Annotated in this window: 16 protein-coding genes; 9 read left to right on the top strand and 7 right to left on the bottom strand. The window is 66.0% G+C overall.

Annotated features, from left to right (window positions below; translation table 11 throughout):
- Positions 1–374: 374 nt before the first annotated feature.
- Positions 375–1,553 (bottom strand): acetyl-CoA C-acyltransferase family protein, encoded by a 1,179-nt coding sequence (locus tag GL284_RS16275; RefSeq protein WP_155045705.1) that lies wholly within the window; start codon positions 1,551–1,553, stop codon positions 375–377.
- A 104-nt stretch (positions 1,554–1,657) separates the two neighbouring features.
- Between GL284_RS16275 and GL284_RS16270 the strand changes: the two genes are divergently transcribed.
- The 5 genes from GL284_RS16270 (at position 1,658) to GL284_RS16250 (ending at position 5,234) form a co-directional block, all read left to right on the top strand.
- On the top strand, positions 1,658–2,014 hold the full coding sequence (locus GL284_RS16270) for a winged helix-turn-helix domain-containing protein (protein ID WP_155045704.1): 357 nt from the start codon (positions 1,658–1,660) through the stop codon (positions 2,012–2,014).
- A 64-nt stretch (positions 2,015–2,078) separates the two neighbouring features.
- Positions 2,079–2,819 (top strand): molybdate ABC transporter substrate-binding protein, encoded by a 741-nt coding sequence (gene modA, locus GL284_RS16265; protein WP_155045703.1) that lies wholly within the window; start codon positions 2,079–2,081, stop codon positions 2,817–2,819.
- Positions 2,816–3,502 carry a molybdate ABC transporter permease subunit gene (gene modB, locus GL284_RS16260; protein ID WP_155045702.1) on the top strand — a complete coding sequence of 229 codons (687 nt, stop codon included), beginning with the start codon at positions 2,816–2,818 and terminating at the stop codon, positions 3,500–3,502. The genes modA and modB overlap by 4 nt, the downstream gene beginning before the upstream one ends.
- Positions 3,499–4,545: a molybdenum ABC transporter ATP-binding protein gene (gene modC / locus GL284_RS16255; protein ID WP_155045701.1), complete on the top strand. Its 1,047-nt coding sequence runs from the start codon at positions 3,499–3,501 to the stop codon at positions 4,543–4,545. The genes modB and modC overlap by 4 nt, the downstream gene beginning before the upstream one ends.
- Positions 4,546–4,652: 107 nt before the next feature.
- Positions 4,653–5,234, top strand: coding sequence for a transglycosylase SLT domain-containing protein (locus GL284_RS16250; RefSeq protein WP_155045700.1), 582 nt, complete (start codon positions 4,653–4,655; stop codon positions 5,232–5,234).
- A 35-nt stretch (positions 5,235–5,269) separates the two neighbouring features.
- On the opposite strand, the gene GL284_RS16245 is transcribed toward GL284_RS16250, so the two are convergent.
- Both GL284_RS16245 and GL284_RS16240 read right to left on the bottom strand, forming a co-directional pair.
- Positions 5,270–5,866, bottom strand: a complete 597-nt coding sequence (locus GL284_RS16245; protein WP_155045699.1) for a LolA family protein — start codon at positions 5,864–5,866, stop codon at positions 5,270–5,272.
- 120 nt (positions 5,867–5,986) lie between these two features.
- Positions 5,987–7,210, bottom strand: coding sequence for a UbiH/UbiF/VisC/COQ6 family ubiquinone biosynthesis hydroxylase (locus tag GL284_RS16240; RefSeq protein WP_425274246.1), 1,224 nt, complete (start codon positions 7,208–7,210; stop codon positions 5,987–5,989).
- Between the two features lie 98 nt (positions 7,211–7,308).
- On the opposite strand from GL284_RS16240, the gene GL284_RS16235 reads away from it, so the two are divergent.
- From GL284_RS16235 to GL284_RS16225, 3 genes are all read left to right on the top strand, one after another.
- The gene (locus GL284_RS16235) at positions 7,309–8,634 is read left to right on the top strand and encodes an amidase (RefSeq protein WP_155045698.1); all 1,326 of its coding nucleotides are present in this window, start codon (positions 7,309–7,311) and stop codon (positions 8,632–8,634) included.
- Between the two features lie 94 nt (positions 8,635–8,728).
- Positions 8,729–9,922 (top strand): aminotransferase class I/II-fold pyridoxal phosphate-dependent enzyme, encoded by a 1,194-nt coding sequence (locus GL284_RS16230; RefSeq protein WP_155045697.1) that lies wholly within the window; start codon positions 8,729–8,731, stop codon positions 9,920–9,922.
- Between the two features lie 4 nt (positions 9,923–9,926).
- Positions 9,927–12,551 (top strand): DNA translocase FtsK, encoded by a 2,625-nt coding sequence (locus GL284_RS16225; protein ID WP_155045696.1) that lies wholly within the window; start codon positions 9,927–9,929, stop codon positions 12,549–12,551.
- Between the two features lie 98 nt (positions 12,552–12,649).
- On the opposite strand, the gene GL284_RS16220 is transcribed toward GL284_RS16225, so the two are convergent.
- From GL284_RS16220 to GL284_RS16210, 3 genes are read right to left on the bottom strand one after another with little or no spacing between them, the layout of a single operon-like run.
- A complete protein-coding gene (locus GL284_RS16220; RefSeq protein ID WP_155045695.1) occupies positions 12,650–13,702 on the bottom strand; it encodes an HlyD family secretion protein in 1,053 nt (350 codons plus the stop codon).
- On the bottom strand, positions 13,699–15,405 hold the full coding sequence (locus GL284_RS16215; protein WP_155045694.1) for an MFS transporter: 1,707 nt from the start codon (positions 15,403–15,405) through the stop codon (positions 13,699–13,701). The genes GL284_RS16220 and GL284_RS16215 overlap by 4 nt, the downstream gene beginning before the upstream one ends.
- Complete coding sequence (locus tag GL284_RS16210; protein ID WP_155045693.1) at positions 15,402–15,833, bottom strand: MarR family winged helix-turn-helix transcriptional regulator; 432 nt, start codon at positions 15,831–15,833, stop codon at positions 15,402–15,404. Before GL284_RS16210 ends, GL284_RS16215 begins: the two co-directional genes overlap by 4 nt.
- A 165-nt stretch (positions 15,834–15,998) precedes the next feature.
- Here GL284_RS16210 and GL284_RS16205 point away from each other — a divergent pair, with 165 nt between their 5' ends.
- Positions 15,999–16,472 carry a VOC family protein gene (locus GL284_RS16205; RefSeq protein WP_155045692.1) on the top strand — a complete coding sequence of 158 codons (474 nt, stop codon included), beginning with the start codon at positions 15,999–16,001 and terminating at the stop codon, positions 16,470–16,472.
- Here the strand turns inward: GL284_RS16205 and GL284_RS16200 are convergent.
- Positions 16,469–16,981, bottom strand: a complete 513-nt coding sequence (locus tag GL284_RS16200; protein ID WP_155045691.1) for an AmiS/UreI family transporter — start codon at positions 16,979–16,981, stop codon at positions 16,469–16,471. The genes GL284_RS16205 and GL284_RS16200 overlap by 4 nt on opposite strands.
- Between the last annotated feature and the right edge of the window lie 96 nt (positions 16,982–17,077).

Raw genomic sequence — 17,077 nt, 5'->3', positions numbered from 1 at the left:
ATTGGAGAGAGGTGTCGGGACAGTCAGGGGGGCCGTGGCCTGAGGGCAGCCCCAAGGGTCGTAAACCCTGGCTGGGACGGTGGGCACCAACCCTAACCGGACCATCTCCGTGGATCTCGCGGGCCGTTTCTCTCGAAGCGGCCCGTTCCCATTTCTGACAGCGTATCTTCTGAACAGGCGCACCGCCGAACAGCCAGAAGCGCCCGGCACGTTTCACGTAGCAAGCGCGTCGCCGCTTCGCCCGACTGGCAAATATAGTGACAGCTTCAACCACGCTTTCGGGTATTTGAAAAACAAGGAGGCCGGAGGCGCGGCGCTTGATTTCCTTGTTTTCCAAATACCCAAAAACGCCGACGGCGCAATCGGCGCTGTGTTCAGATCCGCTCGATTGCCAAGGCGATGCCCTGTCCGCCGCCGATGCACATGGTGATCAGCGCCTTGCGGCCATTGATGCGTTGCAGTTCGGCCATTGCCTTCAACGTGATGATTGCCCCGGTGGCACCGACGGGATGGCCCAAGGCGATGGCACCGCCGTTCGGATTGACGCGGGCCGGATCAAGACCAAGTTCCTGCGTGACCGCCAAGGCCTGCGACGCAAAGGCTTCGTTCGATTCGATCACATCGAAATCCGCCACCGACAATCCGGTGCGGGCAAGCAGGGCCTGAACGGCAGGGACAGGGCCGATCCCCATGACGTCGGGGCGGACGCCTGCCACGGCTTGGGCAAGGATACGGAACGCAGGCGTCAGCCCTGCTGCATATGCGGCATCGGCCCGTGCCAGTACCAGTGCCGCGGCCCCGTCGTTGATCCCCGAAGCATTGCCCGCGGTCACTGAGCCGTCTTTCTGAAACACCGGACGCAGCGCCGACAGCTTGTCGAGGCTGGTTTCCTTGGGGTGCTCATCTTGATCGAACGACACCATGCCTTTGCGGGTCTTTACTTCGACCGGCACGATCTGTTCGGCGAAGCGCCCTTCGGCAATGGCGCGCGCGGCGCGGCTTTGGCTTTCCAGCGCAAAGGCATCCTGCGCCTCGCGCGTGATACCATATTCTCGGGCGACGTTTTCGGCGGTGACGCCCATATGTCCGGTGCCCATCGGGCAGGTCAGCGCGCCTGTCATCATGTCCAGCATCTGCACATCGCCCATCTTGGCCCCGAAGCGTACCGAGGGCACGGCATAGGGGGCGCGGCTCATGGATTCGGCACCGCCTGCCACCGCGAAATCCGCGTCCCCCAGCATCAGCGCCTGCATGGCCGACACGATCGCCTGCACGCCCGAGCCGCAGAGCCGGTTCACGTTCATGGCAGGGGTGGTGTCGGGCACGCCCGCCTCGAGCATGGCGACCCGCGACAGATACATGTCGCGCGGCTCGGTATTCAGCACATGGCCAAAGACCACCGTGCCGATCTGCCGAGCTTCGATGCCGGCGCGTTCGATGGCCGCGCGGGTGACGGTCGCGGCAAGCTGGCTGGGCGGAATGGCGGCAAGACTGCCTCCGAATGTTCCGATGGCCGTCCGTGCCCCGGACAGAATGACGATTTCCTGCGACATGATACGCTCCTCCTCCGAACCTGCCGGAAGGCTAGACCGCGCGGTTGCCGTGCGATAGCCCCAAGCCGCTTGCCTACGCCGCGTAACGGCGCAAAATGCCCGGTATGGAAAACGATCCCCGGCTTAGCCTTCGTCTGCATTTCTCTCATGGCCTGACCTTCGGGCGGGGCAAGGCCGATCTGCTGCAATTCATCCATGAGGATGGCTCGATCTCGGCGGCGGGGCGGCGCATGAAGATGAGCTATCGCCGCGCCTGGGCGCTGGTCGAGGAGATGAACGCGCATTTCAGCGCACCTGTCGTCGACAGTTCGCGCGGCGGCGCGAAAGGCGGCGGCGCGGTCCTGACCCCTTTGGGCCACAAGGTCCTGACGGATTACCGCGCGCTGGAGGATCTGCTGCGCAAAGCCCCCCAGCTTGCCAGCCTGCGCGCGGCGATGGCGGATATGGCTGACGGGAAATAACGCTTGCCGCAGCGGTTTTCCGCCGGTTATGTCGGAATGAACCTAACGCATAAGGATATCTGACATGCGCTTGCCCATCATTGCTGCTGCGCTGATCGCGCTTGCCCCCGCCGCCCATGCCGACGAGATCACCGTTTTTGCCGCCGCCAGCCTGAAGACCGCGCTGGATGAGATCGCGACCGAATGGCAGAAATCGCACAAGGACACGCTGGTGATCTCGTATGCCGGAAGCTCGCAACTGGCCAAGCAGATCCAGGAAGGCGCGCCTGCGGATCTGTTCATCTCGGCCTCGACCGACTGGATGGATGCGCTGCAGGAATCGGGCGATATCGACACCGCCACGCGCAAGGATCTGCTGGGCAATACGCTGGTGCTGATCGGCCATGGCACGCCCGCCGCTGCCGATGTGACGCAACTGCCGACGCTGCTGGGCGATGGCAAGCTGGCGATGGCGCTGGTCGATTCCGTGCCCGCAGGCGTCTATGGCAAGCAGTCGCTTGAGGCGCTGGGTCTGTGGTCGCAGGTCGAACCGCAGGTCGCGCAGGCCGATAACGTCCGCGCCGCGCTGCAACTGGTCGCGACCGGCGAGGCGCCTTTGGGCATCGTCTATGGCTCGGATGCGGTGGCGGAAAAGGATGTGGCGGTCGTCGGCACCTTCCCGGCGGACAGCCACGATCCGATCACCTATCCGGGCGCGGTCACGACCTCGGCCGATACCGCGCAGGCGGCGGCCTTCCTGAACAGTCTGACGCAGGAACCGGCCAAGTCGATCTTTGAAGCGCAGGGCTTCACCGTCACCCCATGACGGATTGGCTGGGTCCGCAGGAATGGCAGGCGGTGCTGCTGTCGCTGAAGGTTTCGGTGATCGCGACGCTGGCCAGCCTGCCCTTTGCCATCGCCGTGGCCTGGGTTCTGGCGCGCAAGCGTTTCCCCGGCCACGGTCTGTTCAGCGGGCTGGTGCACCTGCCGCTGATCCTGCCGCCGGTGGTGACGGGCTATTTGCTGCTGATCACCTTTGGCACCAAGGGCCCGGTGGGCAGCCTGCTGCAACCCTTGGGCATCGTCTTTGCCTTTCGCTGGACGGGCGCGGCGCTGGCCGCCGCCATCATGTCCTTTCCGCTGACCGTCCGCGCCATCCGTCTGGGCTTCGAGGCCGTGGACCCCAAGCTTGAGGACGCCGCCGCCACGCTGGGCGCGCCGCGTCCGTGGATCTTTCTGACCGTCACGCTGCCGCTGATCTTTCCGGCGATCCTTGCGGGCACCACGCTGGGCTTTGCCAAGGCGATGGGCGAATTCGGCGCGACGATCACCTTTGTGTCGAACATTCCCGGCCAGACGCAGACGCTGCCATCGGCCATCTATGCGCTGTTGCAGGTTCCGGGCGGAGAGGGACCGGCCATGCGGCTGGTGCTGATCTCGGTCGCGATCGCGATGACGGCAGTGCTGATTTCGGAATGGCTGGCGCGCCGGGCCCGGTCTGCTGCATGAGCCTGTCCGTCGCCTATCGTCACGCCTTTCCGGGGCTTGCGCTGGATGTCAGCTTCGATGCGCCGGGCGGGATCACGGCGCTGTTCGGACCGTCGGGCTGCGGCAAAAGCACGACCATCGCCGCGATCTCGGGGCTGATGCGGCCCGATCAGGGGCGGATCGTGCTGAACGACCGGGTGCTTTACGACGCCCAGACGAACCTGCGGCCACAGGTGCGGCGGATCGGCTGCGTCTTTCAGGATGCGCGGCTGTTTCCGCATATGACCGTGGCCAAGAACCTGCGCTACCCCTCGCGCTGGCGCAGGGGCGCGGCGCAGGATTTCGGGCGCGTGGTCGATCTGCTGGGGCTTGGGCAATTGCTGGACCGCCGCCCCGGCACGCTGTCGGGGGGCGAACGTCAGCGCGTGGCCATCGGGCGGGCGTTGCTGTCGGATCCGGCGCTGCTGGTCATGGACGAACCGCTTGCCGCCCTGGACGACAGCCGCAAGGCCGAGATCATGCCATGGCTGGAACGGCTGCGCGATCAGGTGCGGCTGCCGATTCTGTATGTCAGCCATTCCGTCCCCGAGGTGCTGCGGCTGGCAACCACCGTGGTGCTGATGGACAAGGGCCGGGTGACCCATGCCGGGCCGTTGACGCAGATCCTGTCCGATCCCGACCTTGCGCCGCGTCTTGGCACGCGCGAGGCGGGGGCGCTGCTGACCGCCACCGTGCAGGGCCGCGACCCCGATGGCATGACCCGCGTGATGACGGCGGGCGGGCCGATGCTTTTGCAAGGCATCACCGCCGATATCGGAACGGTGCTTCGGCTGCGCGTGCTGGCGCATGAGGTGATCCTGTCGCGCGACGCACCGCAGGGGCTTTCGGCGCTGAATATCCTTCCGGCCACGGTGCTGCGCGTCGATGGCGGGCTGGTGCAACTGGCCCTTGGGGATGAGCGGATGCTTGCGCAAATCACGCCCCGGTCGGTCGAAGCGCTTGATCTAAAACCGGGAACGGCCTGCCACGCCATCGTCAAATCGGTCTCGGTCCTGCCAAGCTGAGACCTGCTGAAGGCTTTGTCATTTGCGCCCACCCGGCTTTTTCCACTATGCTTTGCGGTAAAAAGGCGAAGGGCCAGCATCAGGCCCCGCAGTTACATGAGGGCAGTATGAACAGGTTTCTGAAGCTCGCCATTGTCGGGCTGGTCGCCTCTTGCGGCGGTGGCGGCAATTACAAGGCACCGCGCAATCTGGAAAACGCATGTCTGCTGGCGGCGGAGCGCCCGGCCTATATGCGCGCCATGCAACAGACCGAGCGGCGCTGGGGCATTCCGATCCATGTGCAGATGGCGACCATCCATCAGGAATCGAAATTCATCGGCGATGCCCGGACGCCGCATCGCTATGCGCTGGGGATCATCCCGGTGGGGCGGCAAAGCTCGGCCTTCGGCTACAGTCAGGCGCTGGACGGGACATGGGACGAATACCGCCAGAAGACCGGCAATCGCGGCGCGCGGCGTGACAATATCCGCGACGCCACGGATTTCATGGGCTGGTACATGAACGATTCGACCCGGATCCTTGGCATTTCCAAGCTGGATGCAGCCTCGCAATATCTGGCCTATCACGAAGGGCGCAGCGGCTTTAACCGCGGCTCGCACCGCCAGAAGCCGTGGCTGATGACGGTAGCCAGCAGGGTGAATGCCCGGTCCGAGCTTTACCGGATGCAACTGGCAAGCTGCCGCCGCTGAGCGCGCTCAGACCCGGACACCTGCTGATTGCCCGCCTATCGACGGCGGGCAACTTCGTTGGCGATGACGAATTTCGACGGCGGGAACGACACGCCGGTCTTCATCTCACCCAGAATCACCGTGGTGCGCTGACCGCCTTCATCCGTCACCACCCATTGCCGCAATTGCGTCGGGTTCGCGGTGAACACCATCTGGATATTGCCATATTCCGGGTGCTGAGGATCCTGCGCCGTGACGACGGTGGTGTTCTTGCGCTCGGTATAGCCGGTGACCATCTTGGCCTGCCCAAGGTTGATATTCGGCGCAAGAATCAGCGACAGCGGCGTTTTCGACAGCGGATATTGCTGCGGCCCGCCGCGCGTCTTGCCGTCGAACACCGCCACCTGACCCGAGGATGCCAGCACCAGCGTCTTGTCGCCCTTGTATTCAAAGCGCACGCGGTTCGGCCGGTGGATCAGCACCTGCCCGGTCGAGATGCTGCCATCCCCGTTCACCTGCGTGAAATCCGCCTCCGCGGTTTTCAGGCTGTTGAGATAACGCGAGATCTCGTTCAGCGGGATCTTCTCGGCCATGGCGGGAAAGGCCATGGCAAGGGCAAGGACGGGCGCAAGGGCGAGCGATCGAATGTTCATGTCGAAATCATACCGTTTCCGCAAAGGGTTGCACATCACGTTCGCTTGGACGTGCCGGGCATGAACGCTGACGCATGCGTGAGCGTTCCCTTACAGGTCTGGCCCTGACAGGTCTGGCCCTTACAGCTTCTGGCCGGTCAGCAAGCGCGGCATCGGATCCAGCCGCAGCCCCGCCGCCTGCCGCATGAAGCCGCGCCGCAGGCCGGGGATCGCATCGACCATGCCCATGCCCAGTTCACGCGCCGCGCGCAGCAAAGGATTGCGGTTGGAAAACAGCGCGTTCACGCCGTCCATGCCGTAAGCCAGCCATGTCGCATCCGGCCTGCGCCATTCCTGATACCGGGTCAGCACGGCTTCGGTGCCGATATCCTCGCCCCGGCGGCGGGCGGTGACGATGACCTCGGCCAAGGCCGCCACGTCACGCAGGCCAAGGTTCAACCCCTGCCCGGCGATGGGATGCACGCCATGCGCGGCATCCCCGATCAGCGCGATGCGCGGCGCGACGTAACGCTGTGCCAGCGTCAGGTTCAGCGGATAGGAAAACCGCGGCCCGGCCAGACGGATCGGGCCAAGGAAATCGCCGAACCGCGGGCGCAGCACCTCAAGGAAGGCGGCGTCGTCCAGCGCAAGGATGGCGCGGGCGCTGGCGGCATCCTCGGACCAGACGATCGAGCTGCGATTGCCGGGCAAGGGCAGGATCGCCAGCGGGCCCGAGGGCATGAAATACTGATGTGCCACGCCCTGATGCGGCAAATCGTGATCGACGGCGGCCACCAGCGCGATCTGGCCGTAATCATGCCCGATCCGCGCGATCCCTGCCCGCTGGGCCACGCCCGAGCCGCGCCCATCCGCGCCGACCAGCAGCCGCGCGGTGATCTTGCGCCCGTCCGACAGGCTGGCCGTCACATGCGCCGGGCCGACCTGCTGACCCGTGACCGACACGCCCGACAGATGCGTGACCTTGCCCTGCATCGCGGCCAGCAGGGCACGATACAGGAAGCGGTCCTCCAGCAGATAGCCAAGGCGGCCTTCCTCGATCTCGGCGCTGTCGAAATGCAGACCGAAGGGGCCGGGACCGTCGCCGGGGGCGCCCTGCGTGGCTTCGACCTCCAGGATTGGCTGGGCATGCGCGGCCAGACCGCCCCAAAGCCCCAGCGCCGACAGCAACCGCTGCGAGGCCAGCGCCAGCGCATAGGCCCGCCCGTCAAAGCCGTCGCCCGCCCGCGCATCGGCGGGCCGGGTGTCCACCACGGCCACACGCAGGCCCGCATCGGCCAAGGCCAAGGCCAGCGCCGGACCGTTCAGCCCACCGCCTGCCACCAGAATGTCGAAATCCGTCTTCATGGCCTGCACTATGCCGCGCGGGCGGCGAATGTCCATGCGCCATTGCGGGCGCGCGGGCGCATCGCTAGCCTGCGCGGTACACATGCAGGGGATCCGACATGGACTGGCTGAAGGCACCGGCGGCAGAACAGGGCCGCGCGATTCTGGCGGGGCTGCTGAGCCCGGTCGAACAGACCGAGGCCTATCTGGACGCGATCGCCCGCCATCCCTATGGCCCGCGCATCTTTGCCCGCCAGACCCCCACCCGCGCGCGGGCCGAGGCGATTGCCGCCCATGACCGTGCCAAGGCCGGGCTGCGGCGCGGGTTGCTGGATGGCGTGGCGCTAAGCTGGAAGGACAATATCGACAGCGCGGGCATCGCGACCGAGGCGGGATCGCGTCTGCTGGCCGGGCGCACGCCGGTCCGCGATGCCGCGATCCTGTCGGGCGCGACGCTGCAGGGGCTGGTCTGTCTGGGCAAGACCCACATGACCGAGCTGGCCTTTTCCGGTCTGGGGCTGAACCCCAGAACCGCGACACCCCCGAACAGCTTCGATCCGGCGCTGGCGCCGGGCGGGTCCAGTTCGGGCGCGGCGGTCTCGGTCGCGATGGGGCTGGCGGCGGCGGCCATCGGCTCGGATACCGGCGGCTCGATCCGGGTGCCCGCGGCGTGGAACGGGTTGGTGGGCTTCAAGCCGACGACCGACGCCGTCAGCGCGCAGGGCGTCGTGCCGCTATGCCCCAGCTTCGACGTGGCCGGACCCATCGCCCGCACGGTCGAGGATTGCGCCGAGATCTTTGCCCTTCTCAGCGGCCAGCCGGGCGTCGATCCGGGCGAACCCGATCCGCGCCGCTTGAACCTTCTGGTGCTGGACGGCGTGCCCTTTGACGATGCCCGCGAAGGCCCCGTCGCCGCGTTCGAGGAGGCGGTGGCCCGTCTGGCCAAGGCGGGCGCGCGCATCACCCATGCCGCCCCCGCCTGCGTGGCCGAGGCGATGGCGCTGTCGCCCACGCTGTTCGCCCCCGAGGCCTATGGCATCTGGCGCGACCAGATCGAGGACGCGCCCGAACTGATGTATCCCCCGATCCTTGAACGGTTCCGCGGCGGTCGCGACATGCCTGCCCCGGATTTCGTCGCGGGCTGGGTCAAGCTGAAGCGGCTGCGCGCCGATTGGGCGCGGCAGGTCGCAGGCTATGATGCGGTGCTGGTGCCGACCGCGCCGATCCTGCCGCCCGATGTGGACCGGCTGCTGACGGAACCCGCGTTCTTCACCACCGAAAACCTGCTGACGCTGCGCAATACCCGCATCGCCAACCTGCTGGGCCTGCCCGCGATCAGCCTGCCGACCGGCCACCCGGCCTGCGGCATCTCGCTGATGGGGCAGGCCGGCGGCGACCGTGCGCTGCTGGTTGCAGCGGCATCCGCCGAACACGCCCTGCTGTAACGGCAAATTCGCCCGAAACGCTGGACGCAACCTGCCTTTGCCGGTATCTTTGCGGCAAGAAACGGGGCGACACGACCCCGACTGAGAGGCAGTCATGGCAATACCCGAGCGGTTCTCGAACCTGCCGGAATATGCGTTTCCGCGCCTGCGGACGCTTCTTCAGGGCATCTCGCCCGCGCCCGATCCGGTCATCATGACCATCGGAGAGCCGCGCCATGGCGTGCCGGATTTTACCGGCCCGATCATGGCCGAAAGCGTGGCGGAATTCGGCAAATACCCTCCGAACGAAGGCACGCCGGATCTGCTGGCTGCGATCTCGGGCTGGATCCAGCGCCGCCACGGCATCAGCGTCGAACCCGCACGCATCACGGCACTGAACGGCACGCGCGAAGGGCTGTTCAACGCAGCCCTTGCGCTGTGCCCCGAAACCAAGGCGGGCGGCAGGCCCGCGATCCTGATCCCGAACCCGTTCTATCAGGTCTATGCCGTCGCCGCCGCCGCCGTGGGCGCCGAGGCGGTGTTCGTCAATGCCGGGCCCCAGACCGGCTTTCTGCCGCAATACGCCGCGCTGGATCCGGCGGTGCTGGACCGCGTGGCCATCGCCTATCTGTGTTCGCCCGCCAATCCGCAGGGCTCGGTCGCCTCCGAGGACTATCTTGAGGAGCTGGTGACGCTGGCCGAACGCCACGACTTCCTGATCTTTTCCGATGAATGCTATTCCGAGATCTGGCGCGACGCGCCGCCGCCCGGCGCCTTGGCCGTGGCAACCCGCATGGGGCTGGCCGACCGGGTGGTGATGTTCAATTCGCTGTCCAAACGCTCGAACCTGCCGGGGCTGCGGTCGGGCTTTGCGGCGGGGGGGATCGACCAGATCACGCAGTTGCGCCGCTTGCGCAGCTATTCCGGCGCGCCGCTGCCGCTGCCCGTGCAGCGCGTTAGCGCCCATGCCTGGGCCGATGACATCCACGCCGATGAAAACCGGGCGCTGTATCAGGCGAAATACGCCGTGGCCGACCGCGTGCTGGGCAATGTGCCGGGCTATCAGTCGCCCGCCGGCGGGTTTTTCCTGTGGCTGCGCGTGCCCGATTCCATAGGCTCGGGCGAGGATGCGGCCAAGAAGCTGTGGGCCGAGGCGGGCATTCAGGTGCTGCCCGGCGCGTATCTGTCGCGCGACACGGCCGAGGGCAATCCCGGCGAAAGCTATATCCGCGTGGCGCTGGTCGATCCGGCAGGCCCGACCGAGGCGTCGCTGAACCGTCTGAAGAACTGTTTGTATCAAGGGGATTGAATCGATGGCGAGCTGGCAGGCAAAACACCGAGATCCGCTGTTCGATCAGTCCACCCAAGCGGCGCTTGAGCGGCGCGGCAAGGAATTGCTGGGGGCCGGGCTGATCGTTCTGGGCGTGCTGATCGCGATGATGCTGGTCAGCTATACGCCCGACGATCCCAGCTTCATGTCCGCGACCGACCAGCCGGCGCAGAACTATCTGGGCCGGTTCGGGGCCTATGTCGCCTCGGCTTTGTTCATGATTACCGGGCATGGCACATGGGTTCTGGTCGTCGGCGGCGTGGTCTGGGGCCTGCGCTTCATGCTGCACCGGGGCGAGGATCGCATCATGCGCGGCATCTTCCTGCCCATCGCCATGGTGCTGGTATCGGTCTATGCCACGTCGCTGACCCCGCCTGCCGGATGGACGCAAAGCTTCGGGCTGGGCGGGCATCTGGGCGATATGCTGATGGGCGCGATGCTGTCGATCATGCCGATCAAGGCCTCGATCGCGATCAAGCTGCTGGCGTTGTTGACGGCGGCGGGGGCGCTGGCCTTTCTGGCCTTCGTGCTGGGCTTTGACAAAAAGGAACTGACGGCAATCCGCGGCTTTCTGCGCACCGGGCTTTCCACCGCCTATCTGCTGGTCCTGCAGGCGATGAACAAGACCTCGGGCGCGGCGCGCGATGTCAAGGCGCGGGCGGATGCGCGGCGCGAACGTGTGGCGCAGGCCGGGTCCGCCGCGATCCCCGACACCGCCGCACCCAAGCGCCGGATCGTGCCCGCCCTGCCCGAAACTTATCCGCAATCCGAACTGGTCGAGCGTGAGCACGATTATGACGACGACGCGGCCCCCAGCGAGACGCAGATCTCGTCGCGCATCAATGACGCGATCCAGCATCGCAGCGACAAGGGCTCGGTCCTGTCGGCGGTGACGGCGCGGCTGACCGGCGGGCGTGGCACGGCCCCCGCCCGCGCCGAGCCGCCGGTCTTGTCCCAGGATGAGGATGACGAACCGGCCCAGCCGCAGCCTTTCGGCAGTCAGGCCGCGCGGGTGGTGATGCCGCCGCAAAAGCCCGCGCAGCCTTCGCGTCAGGCACGGGCCGAGGCGGAACCCGCGATGCGGTTCGACGCGGCGCAGACCCGTTACGAACATCCGCCGCTGTCCCTGCTGGCCCCTGCCGTGGCCGAGCGTCAGCAACTGTCGCCCGAGGCGCTGATGGAAAACGCCCGGATGCTGGAGGCGGTGCTGGACGATTACGGCGTCAAGGGCCAGATCACCGAAGTGCGCCCCGGCCCGGTCGTCACGCTTTACGAACTGGAACCCGCGCCGGGGCTGAAGGCCAGCCGCGTGATCGGACTTTCCGATGACATCGCGCGGTCGATGTCGGCGCTGTCGGCGCGCGTCAGCACCGTGCCGGGCCGCACCGTCATCGGCATCGAACTGCCCAATGCACGCCGCGAAAAGGTGGTGCTGCGGGAAATTCTGGCCTCGAAACCCTTTGGCGACGGCACGCAGCCGCTGCCTCTGGCGCTTGGCAAGGACATCGGCGGCGGGCCGGTCGTGGCGAATCTGGCCAAGATGCCGCACCTGCTGATCGCGGGGACCACCGGCTCGGGCAAGTCCGTGGCCATCAACACCATGATCCTGTCGCTGCTTTACAAGCTGACGCCCGAAGAATGCCGGCTGATCATGATCGACCCCAAGATGCTGGAGCTGTCGGTCTATGACGGCATCCCGCATCTGCTGTCCCCCGTCGTCACCGACCCGAAAAAGGCCGTCGTCGCCCTGAAATGGGTCGTGGGCGAGATGGAGGAACGCTATCGCAAGATGTCCAAGATGGGCGTGCGCAACATCGAGGGCTATAACGGCCGCGTCCGCGAGGCGCTGGACAAGTCCGAGATGTTCCGCCGCACCGTCCAGACCGGCTTTGACGAGGACACCGGCGAGCCGATCTTCGAGACCGAGGAATTCCAGCCCGAGACCTTCCCCTATATCGTCGTCATCGTCGATGAGATGGCCGATCTGATGATGGTCGCGGGCAAGGAAATCGAGGCCTGCATCCAGCGGCTTGCACAGATGGCGCGGGCCTCGGGCATCCATCTGATCATGGCGACGCAGCGGCCTTCGGTCGATGTGATCACCGGCACGATCAAGGCGAACTTCCCGACGCGGATCAGCTTTCAGGTCACGTCGAAAATCGACAGCCGCACCATTCTGGGCGAACAGGGCGCGGAACAGCTGCTGGGTCAGGGCGACATGCTGTATATGGCGGGCGGCTCCAAGATCACCCGCGTCCATGGCCCCTTCGTCAGCGACGAAGAGGTCGAGGAGATCGTGAACCACCTGAAATCCTTTGGCCCGCCGTCCTATATGTCGGGCGTCGTCGAAGGCCCCGAGGAGGACCGCGCCGACAGCATCGATCAGGTGCTGGGCCTGTCCTCGGGCGAGGGCGGCGATGGTGAGCTTTACGACATGGCGGTGGCGATCGTCGCCAAGGACCGCAAATGTTCGACCAGCTATATCCAGCGCAAGCTGGCCATCGGCTACAACAAGGCCGCGCGTCTGGTCGAACAGATGGAAGATCAGGGCGTGGTCAGCCCCGCCAACCATGTCGGCAAGCGCGAGGTGCTGGTCCCCGAGGTGTGACCCCTTGGCGCAGATGCGAAAAAGGCCGGGGCATCGAGCCCCGGCCTTTTTCGTTTGGCCCCACCGCAAGCCACGCTCTGCCGGGGTGGCTGCCGACGCTATTGCGCCGCCGCCGTGCCCGAACCCTGATCGACCGTCACCACGACCGACAGGCCCGGCTCAAGGAACTCGGCCATCTCCTGCCCCGGATCGATCGAGATGCGGATCGGCAGGCGCTGCGCCACCTTGGTGAAGTTGCCGGTGGCATTCGTCGCGGGCAGCAGGCTGAATTCGGATGCGGTCGCGGGCGAATAGGCCTGAATGCGGCCGGTGAATTCGCGGTGCTGCATGGCATCGACGGTAAAGGTGGCGCGGTCGCCGACGCGGATGCCGTTCAGCTGCGTTTCCTTGAAATTGGCGATCACCCAGACATCCGGCCCGACATGGCTGACCAGCGCCGAGCCCGCCGTCACATATTGCCCGACCCGCACGCCGACCTGCCCCAGCCGCCCGTCCGACGGCGCGCGGATCACGGTATTGTCCAGATCGATCTGCGCCAGATCCACCGCCGCCTTGGCCGAGGCGATGTCGGCCTGTTTCGCGGCCAGCCCGACCTGCGCGCCATTCACCGATTCCCGCGCAACCGCGATGCTGCTTTGCGCCTGAACCACGCCCGCCTCGGCCTGCCGCAGGGCAAGCTGGCTTTCATCGGCCGAGCTTTGCGCCGTGACGCCGCGCGATTGCAGGGCGCTGGCACGGTTCCAGCTGGATTCCGCCGTCGCCTGCGCGGCTTCGGCGGAATGCAGCGCCGCTTCGGCGGATTGCACCTGCGCCTGCGCGGAATGCACGCTTTGTTCCTGAATTTTCAACGCCGCCTCGGCGCTGGCTTGGGCGGCCTGCGCCTGCGCCAGCTTCTGACGATACTGCCGATCCTCGATCCGGGCGATGATCTGGCCTTCCTTCACCGCGTCGAAATCATGCACCTCGACCGCCGCGACATAGCCCGACAACTGGGGCGAGATCGTTGTCAGACGGCCACGGATATAGGCGTTTTCCGTGGTCGGATGCGTCAGCTGGAACGGCGGCAGATGCCATGCGAACAGCACCAGCAAAAGACCGGCAATCCCGGCCAGAACGGCGATCAGGGTGGGAAGGATGTGGCTTTTGGTCATGGCTTCAGCTCGGCTTGGGTATTGGAAGGGGCGTCAGAGGGGGTGGCGGAGGTGACGGTCCATCGGGCCGCCAGCCAGTCGCGGAACAGGTGCAGCAGCAAGGCGCAAAGCGCGAAGACGGCCACAAGGAAGGTGGCGAAATAGGCGTCGTTATAGGCCATGACATAGGCCTGATTGGACGCGGTTTGCGCGATCATCGACACGGCCTGCGCCTGCCGCAGCGCCGGATCGGCGATCTGGGCGGCAAGGCCGCTGGCGCGAATGGCGATTTCATGCGCCACCAGCGGATCGGCTGCCGTCAGATCTTCGCGCAGGACCTGCAGATGCAGGGCCTGACGGTTGTTGATGACGGTCGAGAAGATCCCCGACCCGATGGCGCCGCCAAGGCTTTGCGTCGACAGAAAGATCACGATGAAGCTGAGGATATAGTTCGGCCCGCGCGCCAGCGCCGCCATCAGCCCGCGCAGCATCGCGGGCGCCATGAACAGCGTGCCGGCAAAGGCGATCATGCCCTGGCTGAGCATCATCTGGCTGGGGATGGTGTCGACGGTCGAATGGCTGTCCATGAACGCGCCCGCAGCAATCAGCACCAGCGCGATGATGTGAAACAGCGGCACGCGGTCGGCGCGCATGAACGGGATCAGCGCCAGCCCCCCCAGCACCGTCGCGACCGAGATCACCGTGAACAGCGGCACAAGCTGGCCCTGCGTGATCCCCAGCGCCTGAAACATCCTGGGCGCGCCCGCGCTTTGTTCGGACAGCACCAGCCGGAACAGCAGCAGCGTCACGGTCAGGTGCAGCATCGCGGGCGTGGTCAGCCAGCGGATGTCCAGCAGCGGATATTTGCGGTGCAACTCGATCACCACGGCGGCGGTCAGCGCGATGACCGACACGACCAGAACCCAGCCGATCCACGCCACCTCGGTCCACCAATAGATCGAGCCCATGACGAAGGCCACGGTCAGCCCGCCGAAGCCGACAAAGATCAGCAGCCAGCTGACCAGATCCATCGGCACGATGGCGCGCACGCGCGGCGGCGACCGCAGCGGCAGCAGATAGACCAGCGCCAGCCCGACCGCCGCCAGACCCAGCGTCATCACATGCAGCCCGAACCAGCCCTGATCCCCCATCAGCGCAGGCGACAGGACCCGCGCCAGCAGCGGCCCTAGCGACACGGTGGCCAGCACCAAAGGCAGGCCAAGCCGCATCTTCCACGCGGGTGGCAGCGGCTCGAGCATGTAAAGAAAGGCCAGCGTCGACAGCGGTGCCGAGGCCATGCCGGAAAAGAACTGCACCAGCAGCGCCGAGCGCAGGTCGAAGATGGCAAAGGACATGACAGCGACGGCCAGATAGGCGACGATGGCCACCTCGGCAAAGCGGCGCAGGCCGTATTGCGCGCGGATCTTCATCAGCAGCAGCGTCAGCGAGGCGCGCGGGATCAGATAGGCTGCCAGAAGCCAGCTTGCCTGTGTCTGCGTCGCGCCCAGATCTCCGGCGATCTGCGGAATGTTGGTCGAAACGAACCCCTGCGCGATGCCCTGCGTCAGCCCGATCATGATCGAGGCCGCGACATAGGCGGTCGAACGCCCCAGCGACATCGGCTGGAACGGCAGCGGCGCGGGCATCGGCTCGGGGATGTGCCGGTTCCTGCGCTGCGGGGCAGCACCGGCCTGCGCCGGATCAGGGGCGGCGGCGTCGGTCATTCCTGCCGCATCCGTTCGGCGTTCCGGATCATCTGGCCAAGCGCGCGATGCGTGGCCTGCATATCGGCCGGGTCGATGCCTTCGACCAGCGCCTGCTCGACCTCGCCGCGGAAACGCAGCAGGGGCTCGATCCGGGCGGTATCGGTCAGATAGATCGCATGTTTGCGCGCGTCGCGTTCCAGCGGGCGGCGTTCGGCCAGACCCTGCGATTCCAGCGCGTCCAGCAGGCGCTTCAGCGTCGGGGTCTCGATCTCCAGCGCCTGTGCCAGTTCGGACTGGCTGGCGCCCTGATTGCGACCGATGGTCGTCAAAAGGCGCGCCCGCGCATAGGTCAGGTCCACCCGCTTGGTGCGGACATCGAAAGCCGCGCGGATGGCCCGCGTCAGCGACAGGATTTCATCAAACAGGGTGACAGGGCGATCGGCCATGGTGATTACGTTAGCTTGCTAATGGATTTCGTTAGCTAGCTAATCAAACATCCGGCTTCGGTCAAGATCGGCGTTCCGCTGCAACCGGGCTATGGCGTCACTGCATGGCTTTGTGGGAATCGGCCGGGGGTGTAGGCTTGGCAGATGGCCGGAAAGGATCGGATCATGCAAAAGAACACCGTCTGCCTATGGTTCGACACGGATGCCGAGGCCGCCGCCCGGTTCTATGCCCGGACCTTCCCCGACAGCGCGGTGGGCCATGTCCAGCACGCGCCGGGCGATTTTCCCGGCGGCGCGCAGGGGCAGGTGCTGGTGGTGCATTTCACCGTCTGCGGCATGGCCTGCATCGGTCTGAACGGCGGGCCGAACTTTCCCCAGACCGAAGCATTTTCGTTTCAGATCGCGACCGAGGACCAGCAGGAAACCGACCGGCTGTGGCATGCGATCGTCGATAATGGCGGGCAGGAAAGCGATTGCGGCTGGTGCAAGGACCGCTGGGGCGTGAACTGGCAGATCACGCCGCGCACCCTGACCGAGGCAATGGCCGCAGGCGGACCCGAGGCCAAGCGCGCCTTCGACGCCATGATGACGATGCAAAAGATCGACGTGGCGGCCATCGACGCGGCGCGGCGGGGTTAAAGCAGACCCTCGATCAGCAGATAGCCCGACAACCAGCCGGTGACGATCCCAAGCATCAGCGTGACCCAACCGGCCTGGCGGGTGATGGGTCGGCGCAGGGCCAAAAGCAGGAAATACAGAAACCACAGCACGGCCCATGCCAGCCAGTTCGCAGCCATCCAGATCTGTGCGCCGGAAACCGCATCGTGAAACGCGCGTGCCGCGACGGGCAGCGCCGTCACCGCCACGAACAGGCTGAACCATCCCAGTCCGCGACCGTCCGCGCCGGAAAACCGGTTCCACGCCACCCACAGATAGGTCGTGCAGAACAAGAGTGACAGCGTGGCGTTTCGGATCGAACCCGCGTCCGCGCCGGGACCAAAGGCATCGCGCAGCACGACCGCTCCGGACACAAGGGCGGTGACAAGGTTGATGACCACGATCTCGCGCCCGTCGATACGGCCCAGAAGCCAAAGGCCGTTGATGACCAGAACGGCGCCGACATAGAACAGAACGAACCCGGTCAGCATGTTCCCCCCTGACGCGCACCGACAGCCAAGGGCTAGCCGGGACGCGCGGCCCAGACTATCGCGGGACGCGGTGAAACAGACTTACGGATTTGGGGG

It is taken from the genome of Paracoccus shanxieyensis, from assembly GCF_009711265.1.
GTDB classification, from domain to species: domain Bacteria; phylum Pseudomonadota; class Alphaproteobacteria; order Rhodobacterales; family Rhodobacteraceae; genus Paracoccus; species Paracoccus shanxieyensis.
This window is presented reverse-complemented; position numbering and strand designations above follow the sequence as displayed.

Coding starts and splice junctions, on each gene's coding strand:
- GL284_RS16275 (WP_155045705.1), bottom strand. CDS start 1,553: ATGTCGCAGGAAATCGTCATTCTGTCCGGGGCACGGACGGCCATCGGA.
- GL284_RS16270 (WP_155045704.1), top strand. CDS start 1,658: ATGGAAAACGATCCCCGGCTTAGCCTTCGTCTGCATTTCTCTCATGGC.
- modA (WP_155045703.1), top strand. CDS start 2,079: ATGCGCTTGCCCATCATTGCTGCTGCGCTGATCGCGCTTGCCCCCGCC.
- modB (WP_155045702.1), top strand. CDS start 2,816: ATGACGGATTGGCTGGGTCCGCAGGAATGGCAGGCGGTGCTGCTGTCG.
- modC (WP_155045701.1), top strand. CDS start 3,499: ATGAGCCTGTCCGTCGCCTATCGTCACGCCTTTCCGGGGCTTGCGCTG.
- GL284_RS16250 (WP_155045700.1), top strand. CDS start 4,653: ATGAACAGGTTTCTGAAGCTCGCCATTGTCGGGCTGGTCGCCTCTTGC.
- GL284_RS16245 (WP_155045699.1), bottom strand. CDS start 5,866: ATGAACATTCGATCGCTCGCCCTTGCGCCCGTCCTTGCCCTTGCCATG.
- GL284_RS16240 (WP_425274246.1), bottom strand. CDS start 7,210: ATGAAGACGGATTTCGACATTCTGGTGGCAGGCGGTGGGCTGAACGGT.
- GL284_RS16235 (WP_155045698.1), top strand. CDS start 7,309: ATGGACTGGCTGAAGGCACCGGCGGCAGAACAGGGCCGCGCGATTCTG.
- GL284_RS16230 (WP_155045697.1), top strand. CDS start 8,729: ATGGCAATACCCGAGCGGTTCTCGAACCTGCCGGAATATGCGTTTCCG.
- GL284_RS16225 (WP_155045696.1), top strand. CDS start 9,927: ATGGCGAGCTGGCAGGCAAAACACCGAGATCCGCTGTTCGATCAGTCC.
- GL284_RS16220 (WP_155045695.1), bottom strand. CDS start 13,702: ATGACCAAAAGCCACATCCTTCCCACCCTGATCGCCGTTCTGGCCGGG.
- GL284_RS16215 (WP_155045694.1), bottom strand. CDS start 15,405: ATGACCGACGCCGCCGCCCCTGATCCGGCGCAGGCCGGTGCTGCCCCG.
- GL284_RS16210 (WP_155045693.1), bottom strand. CDS start 15,833: ATGGCCGATCGCCCTGTCACCCTGTTTGATGAAATCCTGTCGCTGACG.
- GL284_RS16205 (WP_155045692.1), top strand. CDS start 15,999: ATGCAAAAGAACACCGTCTGCCTATGGTTCGACACGGATGCCGAGGCC.
- GL284_RS16200 (WP_155045691.1), bottom strand. CDS start 16,981: ATGCTGACCGGGTTCGTTCTGTTCTATGTCGGCGCCGTTCTGGTCATC.